At 70.6% G+C, this 19,261-nt stretch carries 20 protein-coding genes; 12 read left to right on the forward strand and 8 right to left on the reverse strand.

Features of this window, described 5'->3' with window-relative positions; genetic code table 11:
- Positions 1-77: 77 nt before the first annotated feature.
- The 7 genes from AC5RUW_RS11110 to mftR all read right to left on the reverse strand — a co-directional run bounded on the left by AC5RUW_RS11110 (position 78) and on the right by mftR (position 7,368).
- The gene (locus AC5RUW_RS11110; protein WP_494160753.1) at positions 78-1,295 is read right to left on the reverse strand and encodes an NRAMP family divalent metal transporter; all 1,218 of its coding nucleotides are present in this window, start codon (positions 1,293-1,295) and stop codon (positions 78-80) included.
- Positions 1,296-1,424: 129 nt separating this feature from the next.
- Positions 1,425-2,651: an NRAMP family divalent metal transporter gene (locus AC5RUW_RS11115; RefSeq protein WP_494160754.1), complete on the reverse strand. Its 1,227-nt coding sequence runs from the start codon at positions 2,649-2,651 to the stop codon at positions 1,425-1,427.
- Between the two features lie 112 nt (positions 2,652-2,763).
- Entirely contained in the window at positions 2,764-3,627 is an 864-nt protein-coding gene (locus AC5RUW_RS11120) for an MBL fold metallo-hydrolase (protein ID WP_494160755.1), read from the reverse strand.
- Positions 3,628-3,737: 110 nt separating this feature from the next.
- Positions 3,738-4,064: a hypothetical protein gene (locus tag AC5RUW_RS11125; protein ID WP_494160756.1), complete on the reverse strand. Its 327-nt coding sequence runs from the start codon at positions 4,062-4,064 to the stop codon at positions 3,738-3,740.
- 107 nt (positions 4,065-4,171) lie between these two features.
- Entirely contained in the window at positions 4,172-4,948 is a 777-nt protein-coding gene (map, locus tag AC5RUW_RS11130) for a type I methionyl aminopeptidase (protein ID WP_494160757.1), read from the reverse strand.
- A 117-nt stretch (positions 4,949-5,065) separates the two neighbouring features.
- Positions 5,066-6,718 (reverse strand): GMC family oxidoreductase, encoded by a 1,653-nt coding sequence (locus AC5RUW_RS11135; RefSeq protein ID WP_494160758.1) that lies wholly within the window; start codon positions 6,716-6,718, stop codon positions 5,066-5,068.
- Entirely contained in the window at positions 6,694-7,368 is a 675-nt protein-coding gene (gene mftR / locus AC5RUW_RS11140; protein WP_494160759.1) for a mycofactocin system transcriptional regulator MftR, read from the reverse strand. The genes AC5RUW_RS11135 and mftR overlap by 25 nt, the downstream gene beginning before the upstream one ends.
- 99 nt (positions 7,369-7,467) lie before the next feature.
- Here mftR and mftA point away from each other — a divergent pair, with 99 nt between their 5' ends.
- The 12 genes from mftA to mftF all read left to right on the forward strand — a co-directional run bounded on the left by mftA (position 7,468) and on the right by mftF (position 18,110).
- Positions 7,468-7,587, forward strand: coding sequence for a mycofactocin precursor MftA (mftA, locus tag AC5RUW_RS11145; protein WP_494008038.1), 120 nt, complete (start codon positions 7,468-7,470; stop codon positions 7,585-7,587).
- Positions 7,588-7,597: 10 nt separating this feature from the next.
- The gene (gene mftB, locus AC5RUW_RS11150; RefSeq protein ID WP_494160760.1) at positions 7,598-7,879 is read left to right on the forward strand and encodes a mycofactocin biosynthesis chaperone MftB; all 282 of its coding nucleotides are present in this window, start codon (positions 7,598-7,600) and stop codon (positions 7,877-7,879) included.
- Positions 7,876-9,165, forward strand: coding sequence for a mycofactocin radical SAM maturase (mftC, locus tag AC5RUW_RS11155; protein WP_494160761.1), 1,290 nt, complete (start codon positions 7,876-7,878; stop codon positions 9,163-9,165). Before mftB ends, mftC begins: the two co-directional genes overlap by 4 nt.
- A gap of 123 nt (positions 9,166-9,288) precedes the next feature.
- Positions 9,289-10,119, forward strand: a complete 831-nt coding sequence (locus AC5RUW_RS11160; protein WP_494160762.1) for a mycofactocin-coupled SDR family oxidoreductase — start codon at positions 9,289-9,291, stop codon at positions 10,117-10,119.
- Between the two features lie 28 nt (positions 10,120-10,147).
- Positions 10,148-10,960: a mycofactocin-coupled SDR family oxidoreductase gene (locus AC5RUW_RS11165; protein WP_494160763.1), complete on the forward strand. Its 813-nt coding sequence runs from the start codon at positions 10,148-10,150 to the stop codon at positions 10,958-10,960.
- Between the two features lie 44 nt (positions 10,961-11,004).
- Positions 11,005-11,817 carry a mycofactocin-coupled SDR family oxidoreductase gene (locus tag AC5RUW_RS11170; protein ID WP_494160764.1) on the forward strand — a complete coding sequence of 271 codons (813 nt, stop codon included), beginning with the start codon at positions 11,005-11,007 and terminating at the stop codon, positions 11,815-11,817.
- Between the two features lie 102 nt (positions 11,818-11,919).
- Positions 11,920-12,759, forward strand: coding sequence for a mycofactocin-coupled SDR family oxidoreductase (locus AC5RUW_RS11175; RefSeq protein ID WP_494160765.1), 840 nt, complete (start codon positions 11,920-11,922; stop codon positions 12,757-12,759).
- Positions 12,760-12,781: 22 nt separating this feature from the next.
- Positions 12,782-13,693: an AAA family ATPase gene (locus AC5RUW_RS11180; RefSeq protein WP_494160766.1), complete on the forward strand. Its 912-nt coding sequence runs from the start codon at positions 12,782-12,784 to the stop codon at positions 13,691-13,693.
- Positions 13,694-13,699: 6 nt separating this feature from the next.
- Complete coding sequence (locus tag AC5RUW_RS11185) at positions 13,700-14,671, forward strand: vWA domain-containing protein (protein WP_494160767.1); 972 nt, start codon at positions 13,700-13,702, stop codon at positions 14,669-14,671.
- Between the two features lie 24 nt (positions 14,672-14,695).
- Positions 14,696-15,901, forward strand: coding sequence for a pre-mycofactocin synthase MftD (gene mftD, locus AC5RUW_RS11190; protein ID WP_494160768.1), 1,206 nt, complete (start codon positions 14,696-14,698; stop codon positions 15,899-15,901).
- An 8-nt stretch (positions 15,902-15,909) separates the two neighbouring features.
- Entirely contained in the window at positions 15,910-16,650 is a 741-nt protein-coding gene (mftE, locus tag AC5RUW_RS11195) for a mycofactocin biosynthesis peptidyl-dipeptidase MftE (RefSeq protein WP_494160769.1), read from the forward strand.
- On the forward strand, positions 16,647-18,110 hold the full coding sequence (mftF, locus tag AC5RUW_RS11200) for a mycofactocin biosynthesis glycosyltransferase MftF (RefSeq protein ID WP_494160770.1): 1,464 nt from the start codon (positions 16,647-16,649) through the stop codon (positions 18,108-18,110). Before mftE ends, mftF begins: the two co-directional genes overlap by 4 nt.
- On the opposite strand, the gene hutI is transcribed toward mftF, so the two are convergent.
- Entirely contained in the window at positions 18,065-19,255 is a 1,191-nt protein-coding gene (gene hutI, locus AC5RUW_RS11205; protein WP_494160815.1) for an imidazolonepropionase, read from the reverse strand. The genes mftF and hutI overlap by 46 nt on opposite strands.
- Positions 19,256-19,261: the final 6 nt, after the last annotated feature.

Genomic DNA, 19,261 nt, shown 5'->3' on the forward strand with positions numbered 1-19,261 from the left:
GACGGCCGCCGAAGGACACCTGCTGTACAAAAGATGCCCAACTGGGAGCGCCGAAGGCCGCCGTCGACGTCGGACCGTTACTGCCAGAGCGCGGCGAGGCCGGAGAGCGAGTTCCAGCCGAGGAACAGGGTCAGCGCCCAGGACAGCACGCCGATGATCAGCAGCCACTTGGGGTACTCGTAGCCCTGCAGCAGGTCCCGGCGGCGCCAGGCGGCCCAGAGCAGGATGCCGAAGCCCAGCGGCAGGATCAGCCCGTTGAACGCGCCGGCGAAGACCAGCAGGGTCTGCGGAGCCTGGCCCAGCAGCAGGTACACCACGGTGCAGAAGGCGATGAACGCCACGGTGATCAGGCTGCGGGTGCGGTCCTTGGTGGCCGGCGTCGTAATGAAGGAAACCGAGGTGTAGGCCGCGCCGATCACCGAGGTCAGGGCCGCGGCCCAGAATACGATGCCGAACATCCGCAGCCCGATTTCGCCGGCGGCGTGCCGGAAGGCGTCCGCAGCGAGGTTGTCGCCGGCCAGGGTGACACCGCCGGCGACAACGCCCAGGATGGCCAGGAACAGCAGCATGCGCATCACGCCGGTGACGATGATGCCCAGCAGCGAGACCTTGGTGATGTCCTTGACGTGGCCGGGGCCGGTGGTGCCGGAGTCCAGCAGCCGGTGCGCGCCGGCGTAGGTGATGTAGCCGCCCACCGTGCCGCCGATCAGGGTGGTGATGGTCAGGAAGTCCACCTGCTCGGGCAGCACAGTGTTCTTCAGCGCCTCGCCCACCGGCGGGGCGGCGGAGATGGCCACGTAGATCATCAGCAGGATCATGACCGCGCCGAGCGCCACGACGATCCGGTCCAGGGCCAGGCCGGCCTTCTTGGACAGGAAGATGAAGATGGCGACGGCGGCGGAGATCGCCCCGCCGACCTTGGTGTCCATGCCCAGCATGGCGTTCATGCCCAGGCCGGTGCCGGCGATGTTGCCGATGTTGAACACCAGGCCGCCGAGGAAGACCAGCCCGGCCAGCACCCAGCCGGCGCCGGGCAGCACCTTGTTGCCGAGGGTCTGGGCGCGCAGGCCGGAGACGCCGATGATGCGCCAGACGTTCATCTGGACGGCGATGTCCACCAGGATCGAGACCAGGATGGCGAAGGCGAAGGCCGCGCCGAGCTGGACGGTGAAGACCGTGGTCTGGGTGATGAAGCCGGGCCCGATGGCGCTGGTGGCCATGAGGAACATGGCCCCGAGCAGGGCCGTGCGCTTGGCGTTGGGCCGGACCTTCACTTTCGTCGGCGTGCTGTCCATGCGGTGATTCCGATCGCTGGGAGATGTGGGGGGCGCCACAGGGGCTTCCAGCAGTCTAAGGGTTGTTGAACAATCCACGCCTGTTTTTGTTGAACAATCCACCGATTCTTTACACGCTTTTTACATGCGTCACTGCCACAGGGTGCTCAGCCCGGCCAGGGAGTTCCAGCCGAGGTAAAGCGTGAGCAGCCACGCCAGCACCCCCGCGGCCAGCAGCCACTTCGGATACCGGTAGCCCTCGAGCAGGTCCCGGCGCCGCCACGCCACCCAGAGCAGGATCGCGAAGCCCAGCGGCAGGATTAGGCCGTTGAACGCACCCGCGAACACCAGCAGGGTCTGCGGGGGCTGCCCGGCGAGCAGGTAGGCGGCGGCACAGACGGCAATGAATGCCACGGTCAGCAGGTTGCGGACCCGGGCGCTGGTGGTCAGGGAGGTGACGAAGGAGACCGAGGTGTAGGACGCGCCGATCACTGAGGTCAGCGCCGCGGCCCAGAAGACGACGCCGAACATCCGGATGCCGATCTCCCCGGCGGCGACGCCGAACGCTTCGGCGGCGAGGTTGCCGCTGGTGAGCACCGCTCCCCCGGCCACCACCCCGAGCACGGCCAGGAACAGCAGCGCCCGCATCACTCCGGTGACGATCACCCCGAGCAGCGCCGCGCGGGTGATCGGGCGGATGTTGCCGATGCCCGAGTTGCCGGCGTCGACCATCCGGTGCGCGCCCGCGTAGGTGATGTAGCCGCCCACGGTGCCGCCGATCAGGGTGGTGATCGCCAGGAAGTCCACCTGATCCGGCAGCACGGTGTTCTTCAGCGCCTCGCCCACCGGCGGAGCGGCCACGATGGCCACGTACAGCATGAGCAGGATCATCACCGCGCCCAGGATCACCACGATCCGGTCCAGGGCCAGGCCGGCGCGTTTGGAGAGGAAGATCAGGATCGCCAGGACCGCGGAAACAGCGGCACCGATCCGGGTGTCCAGGCCCAGCATGGCGTTCAGGCCCAGCCCGGTGCCGGCCACGTTGCCGACGTTGAACACCAGCCCGCCGACGAACACCAGCGCGGCCAGCACCCACCCGGCGCCGGGCAGCACCTTGTTGGCCAGCACCTGGGCGCGCAGCCCGGAGACGCCGATGACCCGCCACACGTTCAGCTGCACGGCGATATCCACCAGGATCGAGACCAGGATCGCGAACGCGAACGCGGCCCCCAGCTGCACGGTGAACACGGTCGTCTGGGTGATGAAGCCGGGCCCGATGGCGCTGGTGGCCATGAGGAACATGGCCCCGAGGATGGCCGCCCGTTTGGTGTCCGGCTCCCGGCGGGGTTTGCGCTGTGCAGGGGTTTTCTCGTCCATGGCCCGGTCCGTTCGATGGGGTCCGGTGCTGCCTGTCGCGGAAAGTGTACGGCGGCGGTTCCGCCCTCGGGAAGCCGACCGCCGCCCCCGCGCTCACCGGAGCCTCGGAGCGTCAGCCCCGAACGGCCCGGCTTCGGTCCGGCACCCGACCGTAACCGGGTTCGCCCGCCCAGCCCGGCTGCCGGCGTCCGGGCAGGACGACGGCGCGCGGCCGGCTGCGCCTGGCGGCTCCGCGCACGGCGTCGACCGCCTCCCGGATGCCGACCCGCAGGGCCGGCCCGTGCCCGGGCAGCAACAGCGACGCGTCCAGCCGCGCCAGGGTGAGCAGCGCAGCCTCCACCCCCGCGCCGTCGTGGTGGAACATGCCATGGAGCAGCTGCGGCCCGGTGCGGGTGCTGGTCCGGTGGCCGGTCACGAGCGCGTCGCCGGTGATCAGGGCGTGCGCCGCCGGCAGGTAGAAGGCGGTGTGCCCGGGCGTATGCCCAGGGGTGGGCACGGCGGCGGGGCTGCCGGGCAGCTCGGCGAGCTGCTCATCCGTCCAGGCCGCCGCGTCCGGGACCTCCACCTTGGCGAGCCCGCCCGCACCGAGCACCTGCACGCTCCACGCCAGCACCCGCGGCCGCCAGGAATGGGCCAGCACCTGCAGCGCGGGCACCTGCGCTTGCTCCTGGCCGCGGAGCAGGGCCAGTTCGCCGGGGCTGGCCAGCACGGGAGTGCCGTAGGCCGCGGCGAAGAAGGCGGCCGCGCCCGTATGGTCCACGTGGGCGTGGGTGACCAGCACCGCCGCGGCTGCTCCCGGGTCCAGTCCGGCCTCGCGGATCGAGGCCAGGACCAGGGTCCGGTCCCCCGGATATCCGCCGTCCACCAGCGTGAACTCCCGGCCGCGGCGCAGGATGAGCCAGTTCGACGCCGGCCCCTCCACGAACAGCACGTCCCGGGCCGGCTCGCTGAGGGTATACCCTTCAGTGCGCTTCATTGCTGCCTCCTGCCCGATTCACAGCAGAGCGTGCCACCCATGCCGCCGCGCGTCAACGGGCCCGACACTGCCAATTTCCTCCGGGCGGCGGGCAGCCGGCACGGATCGGGTCAGGCACTGCCGGCCACCAGCAGCGCCACGATCGGCGCCACCCAGAGCAGGAAGGTCAGCAGGAACAGCAGCGCCCCGGTGCGTGGTGCGCCCATCCGCGCGCCGGCAATCAGGCAGGTGCCGCCAAGCGCCAGCCCGGCCAGCCAGCCGGGGCCGAGCCAGAGCGCGGCGCCGGACCATCCGCCGTCGACCTCCAGCGCCAGCCGCACCAGGGTCCAGGCGGGCAGCGCGCTCAGCAGGTAGAACAGTGCACCGATTCCCACGGCGAGGCCGCCGGCCCAGCCCAGCCGCTGCGCCGGTTTCGCCGGTCCCGTGTCCGCCGCCATGGCCCCCCTTGCCCTCACAGATCAAGACAGCCGGTCCCCGACGTTGCGGGGACGGGCCCGGTGCCGCGGAAGCGGCGCGTCCTCCTCACCCTACAAGCCGGGGCGGGTCAGCGTCCGGTGGGCAGGGTGAGGATTTCGGCGCCGTCCTCGGTGATCGCGATGGTGTGCTCGGTGTGCGCGGTGCGGCACCCGGTGGCGCTGCGCAGCGTCCACCCGTCGGCGTCCATGGCCAGTTCCGCGGTGTCCGCCATGATCCAGGGTTCGAGCGCCAGCATGAGCCCGGGTACCAGCTTGTAGCCGCGGCCGGGCCGGCCGGTGTTCGGGACGTGCGGATCCTGGTGCATGGTGGATCCGATGCCGTGGCCGCCGAACTCGGTGTTGACCGGGAACCCGGCCTCCCTGAGCACGGCGCCGATGGCGTACGAGATGTCGCCGATCTTCGCGCCGGGGCGGGCGGCGGCGATGCCGGCGGCCAGGGCGCGCTCGGTGGCGCGGATCATCGCCACGCTCTGCGGGGGTTTGGCCGCCCCCACGATGAAGCTGATGGCGGCGTCGGCGGCCACGCCGTCCTTGATGACCGCCAGGTCGAGGGTGAGCAGGTCACCGTCGGCGAGGGCGTAGTCGTGCGGCAGGCCGTGCAGCACGGCGTCGTTGACGGCGGTGCAGATATAGTGGCCGAACGGGCCGCGGCCGAACGAGGGCTCATAGTCGACGTAGCAGGACTGCGCGCCGGCCTCCTCGATCATGCTGCGGGTCCACTGATCGATCTCCAGCAGGTTGGTGCCCACCCGGGCCCGCCGCTTCATCTCCTGCAGGATGTCGGCGACAAGGGCGCCGGTGACTTTCGCCCGCTCCAGTTCGCTCGAACTCATGATCTCGATCATTCAGCGCCTCCTGCGCAGCCGGTAACCATCCCCGGTCATCGTATCGCCGCCGGTCCGTCCCGCCGGGCCCGGGCCGCACTTCCATCAGCCTGCCGGCTAAGTCGACCTGCGCCGCCGCTACGCGCCCGGCCCCTCGCGCATCTTCTGCGCGATGAGTTCTCCGATCAGCACCGCCGTGGCGGCCGGGCCCCGGGAGGGCGCCGTCGGCAGGATCGAGGTGTCCGCGACCCGCAGCGCACGGATCCCGTGCACGCGTCCCGCCGGGTCGACGACGGCGCCCGGGTCCGCGGCCGGGCCCATCGGCGCCGTGCCGCACATGTGCAGGGCCGTGCCCAGGTGCGAGCACATCCAGGCGTCCAGCAGCCTGTCGTCGGCCAGTACCGCCGGGCCGGGTTCGCTGATCCCCCGACTGAGCGGGCGGAAGGCGCGCGACCCGAGGATGGCCGCCGCCGTGCGCACTCCCGCCCGGAGCCGAGCCAGGTCCTCCCTGTCGGAGAGGTAGTGGTAGTCCAGCGTCGGCTGCACCGTGGGATCGGCCGAGGCAAGCCGCAGCACACCCCGGGAGGAGCTTTGCTGCAGGGCCACGAGGAATTCCAGGTCGTCCTGGTGCCGCCAGTCGCTCAGCAGCCGCCGCAGCGGAACTCCGCGCAGGGCGCGCATAGTACGGACCGGATGGAACAGCCCCTCCCGCAGCCCGAGCGACAGCGCCCCTGCGGAGCCGGAGAGCAGGTAGCCCGTCGGCTTGAGCATGGGCAGGATTTCCAGGTCGGCGGCCTCCGCGCCTTCTGCTCCGGAGCTGAAGTTGAGGCAGCTTTCCATGATCCGCGGCAGGGCCAGGGTGACGACGCCGGCCCGGGGCCGCCAACGCACCGAGACCTCGGGATGGTCGGAGAAGGCCCTGCCGACGCCGGGCCGCTCCGCCCGCACCCGAATCCCGTGTGCTTCCAGCTGGTCCCGGGGGCCGATGCCGGAGAGCAGCAGCAGGTGGGCCGAGCCGATGGCGCCGGCGCACAGCACGACTTCCCGGGCCCGGACCTCGCTGATCCGGCCGTTTCGCTCGATCTCCACGCCGACGGCGCGCACCCCCTCAAAGAGCACGCGCCGCACCGCGGTGTTCCCCTGAACAGCCAGGTTGGGCTGTTTCCGGCTGCCGTCCAGGTAGGCCAGCGCAGTGTTCCAGCGGACGCCGTCCTGCACGTTCATGGGGACCGGCCCCACCCCGGGCGGGCCCTCGGAGTTCTTGTCCGGTTCAGTCCCGAACCCCAGCTCGGTTGCTGCCCGGTGGAAGGCGCGGGTAATCCGGTGGGTCTGCAGGGGCCGGCCCACGGGGACCGGACCGGCTGAGCCGTGCCCGGGGAGGTGGCCGAGCTGGGCGTCCGCCTCCATCCGCGCATAGATGCGTCGGGCCTCCTCATAGGACCAGGCCGGCCCGCCGACCGCCGCCCAACGGGCGAAATCCGTGCGCGCGGCCCGGATGAAGTAGCCGCCGTTGAGCGCCGTCGACCCGCCGAGGATCCTGCCTCGGGCAATTACGTAGGGCAGCTCGGCGGTGAGCCGGCCGGCGTAGGACCAGTTGTGTGCGTAGCCGGGCATGGCGCCCTGCACGGTTCCGCCGTCGAGCAGTTCCGCAGGGTACCCGTCCCGGTTCCCCGGAGCGGGCCCGGCTTCGAGCAGCAGGACCCTGCGGCCCGGGTCTTCACTGAGCCGCGCGGCCAGGGGCACTCCGCTGCCTCCGGCCCCCACCACTACGACGTCGTACGGCTCGGCCATGTCCTCCCCCTTGAGTTTCGGAACAGCGGCTGGGAGTCCGGCGTGTGCCGGTCCAGCACGCCCTCCACCAGCTGCAGCGACCGGAGCAGCAGCTCGGTCAGGTCCGCGTCCTCATCCTGCAGCCACTGTTCGTATGCGGCAAGGCACAGTCCCAGCAGCGCCCAGGCGGTGGCCTGCGGCTTCAGGCTTCCGGGGGCTTCGCCCAGCCGCCGGGCAACGTAGTCAGCGACCACCTGCCGCCAGGCGGAGTACCGAAGCGTGGAATGCGCCAGCAGGGTCGGCACGTTCAGCAGCAGCTGCATGCGCTGACGGTGGTATCCCACCTCGTCCGGCGGAAGCCGGTTGAATTCCAGGACGGCGCTGCACAGCGCCGGACCGAGCGGCATGTCCTCCGGCAAGCCCCGCAGGTAGGTGCGCATCCTCTCCAGCAGCGCCTCGAAATCGCCCCAGGGCAGGTCGTTCTTGGATTCGAAGTACCGGAAGAAGGTCCGCCGCCCGATTCCGGCGGCTGCGGCAATCTGGTCCACCGTCACGTCATCGAACCCGTGCGCGTGGAACAGGGACAGCGCCACATGGCTGATCTCGTCCTTGGTCGTGACCGGTTTCCGCCCGGTTCGGGGCCGTCCGCCGACCGCCGCTGCTGTGTCCAAAAAATCCCCTCTTCCCAATGGCACCCGGTGCCGTTACCCTCCTGCGCACCACAGAGTATCGCCATCGTCGCCGGTTTCTGACAGCAAGGAGCACCCGCAATGGACGCCATGATCCCTGCCTCCGACAGCACCTCCCCCGACCATTCCACGGACCCCGACGCCGGGCAGGAGCTGCTGGTGGAGGAAGTCTCCATTGACGGCATGTGCGGCGTCTACTGAGGCCGGGGACATGCAGACCACGTTTGACCTCGACGCACCCTGGCGGATCCATCCCCAGGTGGCCGTCCGCCCCGAGCCTTTCGGTGCTCTGCTCTACCATTTCGGCACCCGAAGGCTGTCCTTCCTGAAGGACCTTCGGCTGCTGGCAGTGGTCAAGGGCCTGGCCGCAGAGCCCTCCGCCCGGTCCGCCTGTGCCGCCGCCGGAATCGGGGCCGAAGACCTGCCCCGATACGGACAGGCCCTGGGCATGCTGGCCTCGTCCGCCATGGTGGTCCAGAGGCGGGCATCATGACCGTCCTGCCGTCACCCACCCGGCGCCCGCAGACCCTGGTGGACCTGTTCGAGTCGGGGCTGGACGCTCCGATCTGCCTGACCTGGGAACTGACCTACGCCTGCAACCTCTCCTGCGTGCACTGCCTGTCCAGTTCGGGGCGGCGCGATCCCCGCGAGCTGAGCACCGATGAGTGCAAGGCCATCATTGATGAGCTGGAACGGATGCAGGTCTTCTACGTGAACATCGGCGGTGGGGAGCCCACCGTGCGGCCGGACTTCTGGGAGCTGGTGGACTACGCCACCGCCCACCGGGTAGGCGTGAAGTTCTCCACCAACGGGGTCAAGATCACCCCGGAGGTGGCGCAGCGGCTGGCGGCCAGCGACTACGTTGACGTGCAGATCTCGCTCGACGGCGCCACCGCCGAGGTGAACGACCAGGTCCGTGGACCGGGTTCCTTCGACACCGCGCTGCGGGCCATGCAGAACCTGGCGGACGCCGGCTTCACCGGCTTCAAGATCTCCGTGGTCTGCACCCGGCAGAACATCCCCCAGCTGGACCGGTTCAAGGAGATCGCAGATCAGTACTCCGCGCAGCTGCGCCTGACCCGGCTGCGGCCCTCCGGCCGCGGCGCCGACGTCTGGGATGACCTGCACCCGACCGCCGCCCAGCAGCGCGAGCTCTACGACTGGCTGGTCCTGCACGGAGACAACGTGCTCACCGGTGACTCCTTCTTCCACCTCTCCGCCTATGGGAATGCCCTGCCCGGGCTGAACATGTGCGGTGCGGGCCGGGTGGTGTGCCTCATCGATCCGGTGGGGGACGTCTATGCCTGTCCGTTCGCCATCCACGAGCAGTTCCTGGCCGGCAACACCCGCTCGCCGGGCGGTTTCACCGAGGTGTGGCGCAACTCGGAGCTATTTCGGGAGCTGCGCAGCCCGCAGACCGGCGGCGCCTGCGCCTCCTGCACCTTTTACGACTCCTGCCGGGGCGGGTGCATGGCTGCCAAGTTCTTTATCGGCCTGCCGCTGGACGGCCCGGACCCCGAGTGCGTCCGCGGCCTCGGGGCCGAGGCTCTCGAGGCCCGCACGCCCGGCCGCTCGCCGCGCTCCGACGTCGACCACTCCCACCGCACGTCCCCGCCGCGTCCACGGTCCAAACCGGTGCCCGTCACCATTGCCCTGCGCCGGCCGGAGCGTCCGCCGGTCAGCGCGTGCGCCGAGGATCCGCTGGCAGGCTTCTCGGCCACTTCCGACCCGGCTGCCGGGTGCGGCTGCGGCTCCGGTGGCTGCGGCACCCCGCTCTGATCAGTTCCTACCCGTCGCCCGGCTGACGGGCGCCAAGCACCGGCCCGCTGCCATAGGCCGGCATCCGAAAGAACACCGCACGAAAACAGCATCACCCAGAGACAAGGAAAAGAGGTGCACGCGATGGGGCGTGTAGAAGGAAAAGTCGCATTCATCACCGGAGCTGCCCGCGGGCAGGGCCGCAGCCACGCCCTCCGGCTGGCCCAGGAAGGCGCAGACATCATCGCCGTCGACATCTGCAGCCAGATGGACACCGTGCCCTACGATATGGCGACTGCCGCTGATCTGCAGCAGACCGTCAAGGAAGTGGAGGCCTTGGACCGACGGATCGTGGCTGTCGAAGCCGACGTCCGCGACTACGGTGCCTTGAAGTCAGCCGTGGACGAAGGGGTAGCCCAGCTCGGTCGGCTCGACATCGTCAGCGCCAACGCGGGGATATTCTCCATTGGCAGGCTCGAAGAGCTCAGTGAGGAAAGCTGGCAGGACATGATGGACGTCAATCTCACTGGCGTCTGGCATACGACGAAAGCCGCCATCCCGCATCTGAAGGCCGGAGGAAACGGCGGCTCGATCGTCCTGACAAGTTCCGCCGCCGGCCTCAAGGCTTCGGAGAATGTCGGCCATTATGTTGCCGCAAAGCACGCCGTGGTGGGGCTGATGCGCACGTTGGCCCTGGAACTGGCTCCGGACATGATCCGGGTGAACTCGATCCATCCCACAACGGTGGCGACGGACATGATCCTCAACGATGCCGCCTATCGCCTGTTCCGCCCGGATCTGGAGAACCCTGCCCGGGCCGATGCCGCCGAGGCTTTCGCGACCATCAATGCCTTGCCGGTCAACTGGGTGGAAGCACGCGATATCAGCAACGCACTCTTGTTCCTGGCATCTGATGAGGCGCGCTACATCACGGGTGTCCCCCTTCCGGTGGACGCCGGAGTCCTCCTCAAATGACAAACGCTCAGTTGGAAAGGAGCACGTCATGGGGCGTGTTGAAGGAAAAGTAGCGTTCATCACCGGTGCCGCCCGCGGGCAGGGGCGCAGTCACGCCGTCCGGCTGGCGCAGGAAGGCGCGGACATCATCGCCGTCGACCTGTGCGACACCATTCCGGGCATCGGTTACCCCGCCGCGACCGAGGAAGACCTGGCCCAGACCGTCAAGGAAGTCGAAGCCCTGGACCGCCGGATCGTCGCGGCCAAGGTCGACGTCCGGAACCGGGATGCGATGCAGCGGGCGATCGACACCGGCGTGGCCGAACTCGGACGGCTGGACATTGTCGTCGCGAACGCGGGCATCTGCATCATGAAGCCCTGGGACGAGGTCACGCCGGAGATCTGGGACGAGACCATCGGCACCAACCTCACCGGGGTCTGGAACACCGTCCAGCTCACCGCACCGCACCTGGTCGAGGCCGGCGGCGGTTCGGTCATTCTTACCAGCTCGGCGGCCGGGCTGAAGGGCCTGCCGTTCCTGACCCCTTACGTGGCAGCCAAGCACGGCGTCGTCGGCCTGATGCGGGCCTTCGCCACCGAGCTGGCCGAGCACCACATCCGGGTCAACTCCGTCCATCCCACCGGCGTGGACACGGCGATGGCCTCCGGCGACGGGATGGCCGCCATGGGCGCCATGCTCGAAGCCCATCCCCGCGTGGGCGGCATGATGACGAACCTGCTGCCGGTGGACATCACCCAGCCGGTCGACATCTCCAACGCCGTGCTGTTCCTGGCCTCCGACGAAGCCAGGTACGTGACCTCGCTGGCGATGGCCGTCGACGCCGGCAACACCCAATATTGACCCTCACCTGCAGCATCATCCATCAAACCCGAAAGGAGCACGCAATGGGGCGTGTAGAAGGAAAAGTCGCATTCGTCACCGGAGCGGCCCGCGGCCAGGGCCGCAGCCACGCCGTCCGCCTGGCGCAGGAGGGCGCCGACATCATCGCCGTCGACATCTGCGATTCGGTCCGCGGGGTGCTATATGAGTCGGCGACGGAGGAGGACCTGGCGCAGACGGTCAAGGAAGTCGAGGCCTTGGACCGGCGGATCATCGCCGCGAAGGCCGACGTCCGGGACCGTTCCGCGATGCAGCAGGCCATCAACGCAGGGGTTGCAGAACTCGGTCGGCTCGACATTGTGGTCGCCAATGCCGGAATCATGATCATGAAACCGTGGGATGAAATGACCCCGGAGATTTGGGACGACACGGTAGCCGTCAACCTCACCGGCGTTTGGAATACCGTGCAGCTGACGGCTCCGCATCTGGTCGACGCAGGGGGCGGCTCCATTATTCTGACCAGCTCCGCGGCGGGCATAAAGGGCACTCCTTTTCTCGTTCCTTACGTCGCTGCCAAGCATGGTGTCGTCGGGCTGATGCGCGCCTTCGCCACAGAGTTGGCCGAACACAGCATCCGGGTCAATTCCATCCATCCCTGCGGAGTGGAAACCACCATGATCACCGGGGAGGACATGCAAGCCATGGGCGGCTGGCTCGAACAGCATCCGCGGCTGGCCGGCACAATGGTCAATTTGCTCCCCGTTGATTCCGTTCAGCCCGGCGACATCTCCAATGCCGTCCTGTTCCTTGCCTCCGACGAGGCCCAGTATGTGACATCGCTGGCCATGACCGTGGACGCCGGTATCACGCAGTACTGAGCAACCCGCTTGAACGCCCGGTACATCACCGGCGTCACCCTCCCGGTCGACGCCGGGTCGCTGGCCAAATGACCTACCCGCCGCCACAGGAAAGGAAGCACCATGGGGAACCTTGAGGGCAAAGTCGCCTTTATCACCGGAGCCGCCCGCGGCCAGGGACGCGCACACGCGCTGCGCCTGGCCCGCGAAGGCGCCGACATCATCGCCGTCGACCTCTGCGGGCCGGTGGACACCGTCACCGACTTCTACCCGCCGGCCACCCCGGACGATCTCAAGGAGACCGCCCGACAGGTGGAGGCCCTGGACCGCCGGATCGTCGCCGTGGAGGCCGATGTCCGGGACCTTGATGCCCTGACCGGCGCGGTCAACGAGGGCGTCGCCCAGCTCGGACGCCTCGACATCGTGGTCGCCAACGCAGGCATCTTCACCTTCGGCACCGATACGCACCGGATTGATGAGCAGTCCTGGCAGGACCTGATGGACATCAACGTCACCGGGGTGTGGCACACCTACAAGGCGGCGGCCGACCACCTGATCGCCGCCGGCCCCGGTGGTTCCGTCATCATCATTTCCTCCCTTGCCGGTTTCAAGGGGCTGGCGAACGTGGCGGCCTACACCACCACCAAGCACGCCGTCGTCGGCCTGATGAAGGTGCTGGCCAACGAACTGGGTCCGTTGGGTATCCGGGTCAACACCATTCATCCGAACTCCATCGACACTCCGATGGTGAAGAACCGGAAGACATATCAGCTGTTCCGCCCCGACTTGGAGGATCCGCAGGCCGAAGACGCCGAGCCGGCCTTCGCCGGGCTCAACCCCATGGGCAAGGCCTGGATCGAGCCCGAGCACGTCTCGAACGCCGTCGCCTGGCTGGCCTCCGACCAGTCCTACTACGTCTCGGGCGGCCAGATTCCGGTGGACGCCGCCGCGGCCGTCCACTAGCGGCCGGGAACAGGGAGCACCCGTGCAGACAACGGACATTTCCGCCACCCGGGACCGGATCGCCGCGCACCTGGTGGGCCGCGAGCGGGAACTGGAGCTGACCCTCGCGGCCGTGGCGGCGGGCCGGGACATCGTCCTGGAGGGCCCGCCGGGCACCAGCAAGACCACTATGCTGCGCGCCATCACCGAGGAGTGGTGCATCCCGCTGCTCTTCGTGGAGGGCAACGCGGACCTGACCCCAGCCAAGCTGGTGGGGCACCACAACCCGGCCCGGGTCCTGCGCGAGGACTACAGTGCGGACAACTTCGTGGCCGGCCCGCTGGTGGAGGCCATGCAGTCCGGCGGCTTCCTCTACATCGAGGAATTCAACCGCGCCCCGGAGGACACCCTCAACACGCTGCTGACGGCGATGGCCGACCGCTCCATCGCCGTGCCACGGGTGGGATCCATCGCGGCGCGGGACACCTTCCGCGTGATTGCCTCGATGAACCCCTACGACAACGTGGGCACGACCCGGCTCTCCACCTCGGTCCATGACCGGCTGAATCGGCTTGCCATCGGCTACCAGGATGACGCCGCCGAGCGCGGCATCGTCGCCCTGCGCACCCACGCGGCGGGCGAGCTGGGCCGGTCGCTGACCGCCGACGCCGTCGCGGTCACCCGCGCCACCCGCGAACACCGGGACGTCCGCCAGGGCTCATCGGTGCGCGGGGCGATCGACTGCGTCCTGGTGGCGCTGCAGCTGGCCGATCTGCGGGACATCGGTAACCCCGGCGACGACGGCTATGCCGGGCTGGTCCATGACGCGATGGTGGTCTCCCTCTCCGGCCGCATCTACCTGGACGAGGCGGCCGAGACCACCCCGGAGCGGGTGCTTCAGGAAATCTGGGAGGACCACTTCCTGCTCAACCCCGCCGCCGCGGCTCCCGGATGAAGAGCAGTGGAGGCCGAGTCGCCGCTGGTCCGCCGCGACCGGCCGGCGCGCACTCCGCTGCGCCGCCGGCCCAAGCAGCTGAGCGAGGAGCCCACGGTGTTTGAGCCGGTTCCGGGCAGCGGCGGGGCGGCCCTGCGCCCGCTGCCCTCCGCTGCCCGGCCCGGCCGGGCACCTGTGCCGCCGGGAGCCACCCGGCCCGGCGTCACCGACGAGGCCGCCGGCACGGCCACCCCCGAGGACGGCGGCTCCGGGCCCGACCCGCTGGTGCTGGCCCGGATGCGGCAGATCATCGCCCGCCTGGCGGTGCCCCGCCCGCGGCGTGACGCTGCGCAGAGCCGCGGCGGCGGGACGCTGGCCAGCCTGCCCTACCGCGGCAGCGCCGACGAGATCGACCTGGACCGCACCCTGGAGGTGCTGGCCGAGCGGCCGGTGCCCGAGGACGAGGACATCATCGTCCGCGACCGGATCCGCACCCGCCGCTCCGTGGTGCTGGCCGTGGACGTCTCCGGATCGATGAAGGGCGAGCGCCTGCAGACCGCGGCGGCCGCCGTCGGCGCCCTCGCTTCCGAGCTGCACCGCGACGCGCTGGCCGTCATTGCCTTCTGGTCCGACGCCGCCCTGCTGCACCCCATCGGCGCGGAGCTGAAGCCGATGGAGCTGCTGGACGCCCTGCTGCGGATGCCGGCCCGGGGCCTGACCAACGTCAGTTTTCCGCTCGAGCTGGCGCTCACGCAGCTGGCCCGGGTGCCGGCACGCGACGCCCGGGTGCTGCTGCTCTCGGACTGCGTCCACAACGCCGGCCCGGACCCGCGGCTGGCCGCCGCCCGCCTGCCCCGGCTGGACGTGCTCATCGACGTCAGCGGGGAAAAGGACGTCGAGCTGGGCCTGGATCTCGCCCGCGTCGGCCACGGCAGCGCCCGCCTGATCCGCAGCTACCGCGACGTCGCTCCCGCCGTCGGCCGTCTGTTCACCGCATAAGAAGCGCACCAGGAAAGGACCGCAATGTTCAGGAACCCGTGGTTTGAGACCGTGGCGGAGGCCCAGCGCCGGGCGAAGAGGAACCTGCCCAAATCCGTCTACGGAGCGCTGGTCGCCGGCTCCGAGCGCGGGGTGACCGTCGAGGACAACATCGCCGCCTTCTCCGAGCTGGGCTTCGCCCCGCATGTGGTCGGCATGACCGCCAAGCGGGACCTGTCCACCACGGTGATGGGCCAGCAGGTCGCCCTGCCGGTGATCATCTCCCCCACCGGCGTGCAGGCGGTGCACCCGGACGGAGAAGTGGCCGTGGCACGGGCCGCCGCCGCGCGCGGCACGGTCATAGGCCTGAGCTCCTTCGCCAGCAAACCGGTGGAGGAGGTGGCGGCCGCCAATCAGCAGCTGTTCTTCCAGATGTACTGGAGCGGCACCCGGGAGGCGATGCTCCAACGCATGGAGCGTGCCCGGGCCGCCGGCGCCACCGGCCTGATCTCCACTCTCGACTGGTCCTTCTCCAACGGCCGCGACTGGGGCAGCCCGGTCATTCCGGAGCGGGTCACGCTCAAGGCCATGGCGCGGATGGCGCCGGAGGTCGCGATCCGGCCGCGCTGGCTGCTGGAGTACGCCCGCTCCGGCCGCATCCCGGACCTGACCGTGCCCAACCTCGCCGCTCCCGGCGAAGAGCCGCCCACGTTTTTCGGTGCCTACGGTGAATGGATGCAGACTCCCCCTCCCACCTGGGAGGACGTCGCCTGGCTGCGCGAAGCCTGGGGCGGACCGTTCATGCTCAAGGGCGTGTCCCGGGTCGACGACGCGCGGCGCGCCGTGGACATCGGCGTCACCGCGCTGTCGGTCTCGAACCACGGCGGCAACAACCTCGACGGCACTCCGGCCACCATTCGGCTCCTGCCCGCGGTCGCCGAAGCGGTCGGGGACCAGGTGGAGGTCCTGCTCGACGGCGGTGTCCGCCGCGGCAGCGACGTCGCCAAGGCCCTGGCCCTGGGAGCTCGGGCGGTGATGATCGGCCGCGCCTACCTGTGGGGGCTGGCCGCGAACGGCCAGGCCGGCGTCGAGAACGTCCTGGACATCCTGCGCGGCGGCCTGGACTCCGCGCTGCGCGGGCTGGGTCATTCCTCCATCCATGAGCTGAGCGCCCGGGACCTGGTGGTGCCGCCCGGCTTCAGCCGCACCCTGGGCACGCTCGGCAACGAGATGTCGATCCAGGAACCGTAAGGACGCCGATGTTCCCCCGTCCCGCCCCGCTGTCCGCCCTGGCCTGGCCGCAGGTGCCGGCCGGCGCCACCGTGCTGGTGCCGATGGGTGCCACTGAGCAGCACGGCCCGCACCTGCCGCTGGACACCGATACGGTCATCGCCGTTGCCGTGGCGCAGGCCGTGGCCGCCGAGCTGGCCGCTGGACCGGCGGAACCTGCCGTCGTCGTTGCTCCGGCGCTGAACTACGGCGCCAGCGGCGAGCATCAGGGGTTTCCCGGGACCATGTCCCTGGGCCGCGGCGCGCTGCTCTGCGTCCTGGTGGAGCTGGCCAGGTCCCTGGCCGGGTGGGCCGGCCGGATCGTGTTCATCAACGGGCACGGCGGCAACGTCGCGACTTTGGCGGACGCCGTCGGGCAGCTGATCTACGAGGGGCACCAGGTGGGTTGGGTGCCTGCGGTGTCAGCAGCGGTGGACGCGCATGCCGGGCGAACCGAAACGTCCCTGATGCTGCACCTGACCCCATCCTCGGTGGCCCTGGACCGGGCGGTGCCGGGCGCCACCGCCCCGGTGCAGGAGCTGATGCCGGCGTTGGTGTCCGGCGGCGTGGCGGCGGTCTCGCCGTCCGGGGTCCTCGGGGACCCCGGCGGCGCGAGTGCGCGGGAAGGTGCCGTGCTGTTGGACACCGCGGTGAGCGCGGTGCTTGCCCGGATCACGGGCCGTCCGGACAGCCACGGCTGCCTGCAGCCCCGACGGGCGTGGGCCCGGTGACCGCCCTGCCGCACGGCTTCCGGATCCGGCTGGCCCGGTCCGTCACCGTCCACGCCGGAGGCGTGCTCTCCGGCGGTGCGCCGCACCGGGTCCTGATCCCGGGCCGGGACGCCCGCCGGCTGCTGGACGGTGGAGAGCTGACGGCCGAGGACGGGCCGTCCGGCCGGCTGGCCGACAAGCTCCTCGGCTACGGCATGGCTGATCCGGTGCCGGAGGCGCTTCCCGCGCTGCTGTCCGAGACCGCGGACACGTCGGTGACCTTCGTGGTGCCGGTGCGGGACCGGGCCGGGCAGCTGAAGCGGCTGCTGGAGAGCATCGGCACCGGCAAACGGGTGATCGTCGTTGACGATGCCTCCGCAGAGCCCGCCGACATCCAGCGGGTCGCGGGCCGCTTCGGGGCCGAATACGTGCCGCTGCCGGTCAACCTCGGCCCGGCCGGTGCCCGCAATGCGGGCCTGCGCAGGGTGACGACGCCGTTCACGGTGTTCGTGGATTGCGACGTGGTGCTCCATCCTGCGGCGGTGGACCGGCTGCTGCGTCACTTCGCCGATCCGCGGGTGGCGCTGGTCGGTCCCAGGGTGCTGGGCTGGACCCAGGGGCGGGCGGGCTGGCTGACCCGCTACGAGAATTCCCGCTCCTCCCTGGACATGGGCGTCCACTCGGCCCTCGTGCATCCGAGGGGCGCGGTGTCCTGGCTGCCCGCGGCCTGCCTGGCCGCCCGGACGGCCGCCCTGGCGGAGGGTTTCAGCCCGCAGCTGAGGGTGGCCGAGGACGTCGACCTGGTCTGGACGCTGATCCGCCGGGGCTGGCGGGTACGGTACGACGCCGAGGCCACCGTGCGGCACGAGCATCGGAGCGAGCTGGGCCCGTGGCTGGCGCGGAAGGCGTTTTACGGCACCGGAGCGCACCAGCTGGCCCTGCGGCACGGACGCAGCGTGGCCCCGGCGGTCCTTGCGCCCTGGGGCGCCGCCCTCGCCCTGGCCCTGTTGGCGCAGCGGCGGTGGTCACTGCCCGCCGCCGCGGTGCTCGCCGCGGCCACCGCCGCCCGCCTGGCAAAGCGGCTCCGGCAGGCGCCGCAGCCCCTGCCGCTGGCCGGCATGCTGGTGGGCCAGGGCCTCCTGGCGGTCCTGGGGCAGACCTCCGCCCTGCTCCTGCGCCATTGGTGGCCGCTCACCGCCGTCGGCTGCCTGTTCTCCCGCCGGATTCGCCGTGCGGCGCTGGCGGCCGGCATCGCCGACGCGGCGGTGGAGTATCTGCGGACCAGTCCCCGGCTGGATTTCCCGCGCTTTGCCCTGATCCGCCGGCTGGATGATCTCGCTTACGGCGCGGGAGTCTGGTTCGGCGCGCTGCGCGGCCGATCCCCGCAGGCCCTGCTGCCGGAGCTGACCGGGACCCGTCGACGGAAGCCGCCGGCTCAGCGGGGCACTGCCCGGGCCGGAACCCCGTCCTTGAACACCTGAAAGGTCAGCGGCATGCCGGGCCGGTACGCCAGGTGGACCGCGGACGGCGCGTCGAGGACCTGCAGATCCGCGCGCTTGCCGGCCTCCAGGGAACCCGTCTCGTCCTGCAGCCGCAGCGCCAGCGCTCCGGTCCAGGTGGCGGCGCGCAGGGCTTCGGCGACGGTGAGCCGCATCTGCAGCACCGCGGTGGCCACGCAGAAACCCATGGATGAGGTGTAGCTGGTGCCGGGATTCAGGTTCGAGGCCAGCGCCACGGGCACCCCCGCGTCCAGCAGCTGCCGGGCCGGGGCCAGCGGCTGCCGGGTGGACAGGTCGCAGGCCGGCAGGCAGGTTGCCACGGTGCCCGGGGTGCCGGCGCGGGCTGCGGCGTCCCAGCCCGCCCAGGTTTCGGCCAGGGCGGCGACGTCGGCGGCGGCTAGGTAATTGACGTGGTCCACGGACGCCGCCCCGAGCTCCACGGCCAGCTGCGCCCCGGGGCCGGGGCCGAGCTGGTTGCCGTGCACGCGCAGGCCCAGCCCGGCGTCGCGTGCTGCGGCGAGGATGGCGGCCGCGTGGTCCCGGTCGAAGGCGCCGCGTTCGCAGAAGACGTCGGTCCACTGCACGTAGGGGCGCACCGCGTCGAGCATCGGCCCGGTCACCAGCGCGGTGTAGCTGTCGATGTCGGCGCCGTCGGGCACCAGGTGTCCGCCCAGGAAGGTCACGGCGTCCGCCTCGCCCGCTGCGATGCGGGCGTGCCGGGCCTCGGCGTCCACGTTCAGCCCGTAGCCGGTTTTGGTTTCCATCGTGGTGGTGCCGCCGGCCTGGGCCTCGGCCACCCGCCGGCGCACCAGCCGGGCCAGTTCGGCGTCCGTCGCGGCGCGGGTGGCGGCGACGGTGGTGCCGATCCCGCCGGCGGCGTAGTCCTGCCCGGCCATCCGGGCTTCGAACTCCGCGGATCGGTCTCCGGCGAAGACCAGGTGGGTGTGCGAGTCCACCCAGCCCGGGAGCACGGCCCGGCCGGCCAGGTCGGTCGCCGCGTCTGCGGCCGGTGCGCGGGAGGCCGGGCCCAGCCAGGCGATCCGTCCGTCCTCGATCACCAGGGCCGCGTCGGTGAGCACCCGGTCCCCGGCGTCCACGGTGCGCAGCTCGCCGATGTTGGTCAACAGGAGCGT

The sequence above is a fragment of the Arthrobacter sp. Y3222053 genome (genome assembly GCF_059092805.1).

Coding starts and splice junctions, on each gene's coding strand:
- AC5RUW_RS11110 (WP_494160753.1), bottom strand. CDS start 1,295: ATGGACAGCACGCCGACGAAAGTGAAGGTCCGGCCCAACGCCAAGCGC.
- AC5RUW_RS11115 (WP_494160754.1), bottom strand. CDS start 2,651: ATGGACGAGAAAACCCCTGCACAGCGCAAACCCCGCCGGGAGCCGGAC.
- AC5RUW_RS11120 (WP_494160755.1), bottom strand. CDS start 3,627: ATGAAGCGCACTGAAGGGTATACCCTCAGCGAGCCGGCCCGGGACGTG.
- AC5RUW_RS11125 (WP_494160756.1), bottom strand. CDS start 4,064: ATGGCGGCGGACACGGGACCGGCGAAACCGGCGCAGCGGCTGGGCTGG.
- map (WP_494160757.1), bottom strand. CDS start 4,948: ATGATCGAGATCATGAGTTCGAGCGAACTGGAGCGGGCGAAAGTCACC.
- AC5RUW_RS11135 (WP_494160758.1), bottom strand. CDS start 6,718: ATGGCCGAGCCGTACGACGTCGTAGTGGTGGGGGCCGGAGGCAGCGGA.
- mftA (WP_494008038.1), top strand. CDS start 7,468: ATGGACGCCATGATCCCTGCCTCCGACAGCACCTCCCCCGACCATTCC.
- mftB (WP_494160760.1), top strand. CDS start 7,598: ATGCAGACCACGTTTGACCTCGACGCACCCTGGCGGATCCATCCCCAG.
- mftC (WP_494160761.1), top strand. CDS start 7,876: ATGACCGTCCTGCCGTCACCCACCCGGCGCCCGCAGACCCTGGTGGAC.
- AC5RUW_RS11160 (WP_494160762.1), top strand. CDS start 9,289: ATGGGGCGTGTAGAAGGAAAAGTCGCATTCATCACCGGAGCTGCCCGC.
- AC5RUW_RS11165 (WP_494160763.1), top strand. CDS start 10,148: ATGGGGCGTGTTGAAGGAAAAGTAGCGTTCATCACCGGTGCCGCCCGC.
- AC5RUW_RS11170 (WP_494160764.1), top strand. CDS start 11,005: ATGGGGCGTGTAGAAGGAAAAGTCGCATTCGTCACCGGAGCGGCCCGC.
- AC5RUW_RS11175 (WP_494160765.1), top strand. CDS start 11,920: ATGGGGAACCTTGAGGGCAAAGTCGCCTTTATCACCGGAGCCGCCCGC.
- mftD (WP_494160768.1), top strand. CDS start 14,696: ATGTTCAGGAACCCGTGGTTTGAGACCGTGGCGGAGGCCCAGCGCCGG.
- mftE (WP_494160769.1), top strand. CDS start 15,910: ATGTTCCCCCGTCCCGCCCCGCTGTCCGCCCTGGCCTGGCCGCAGGTG.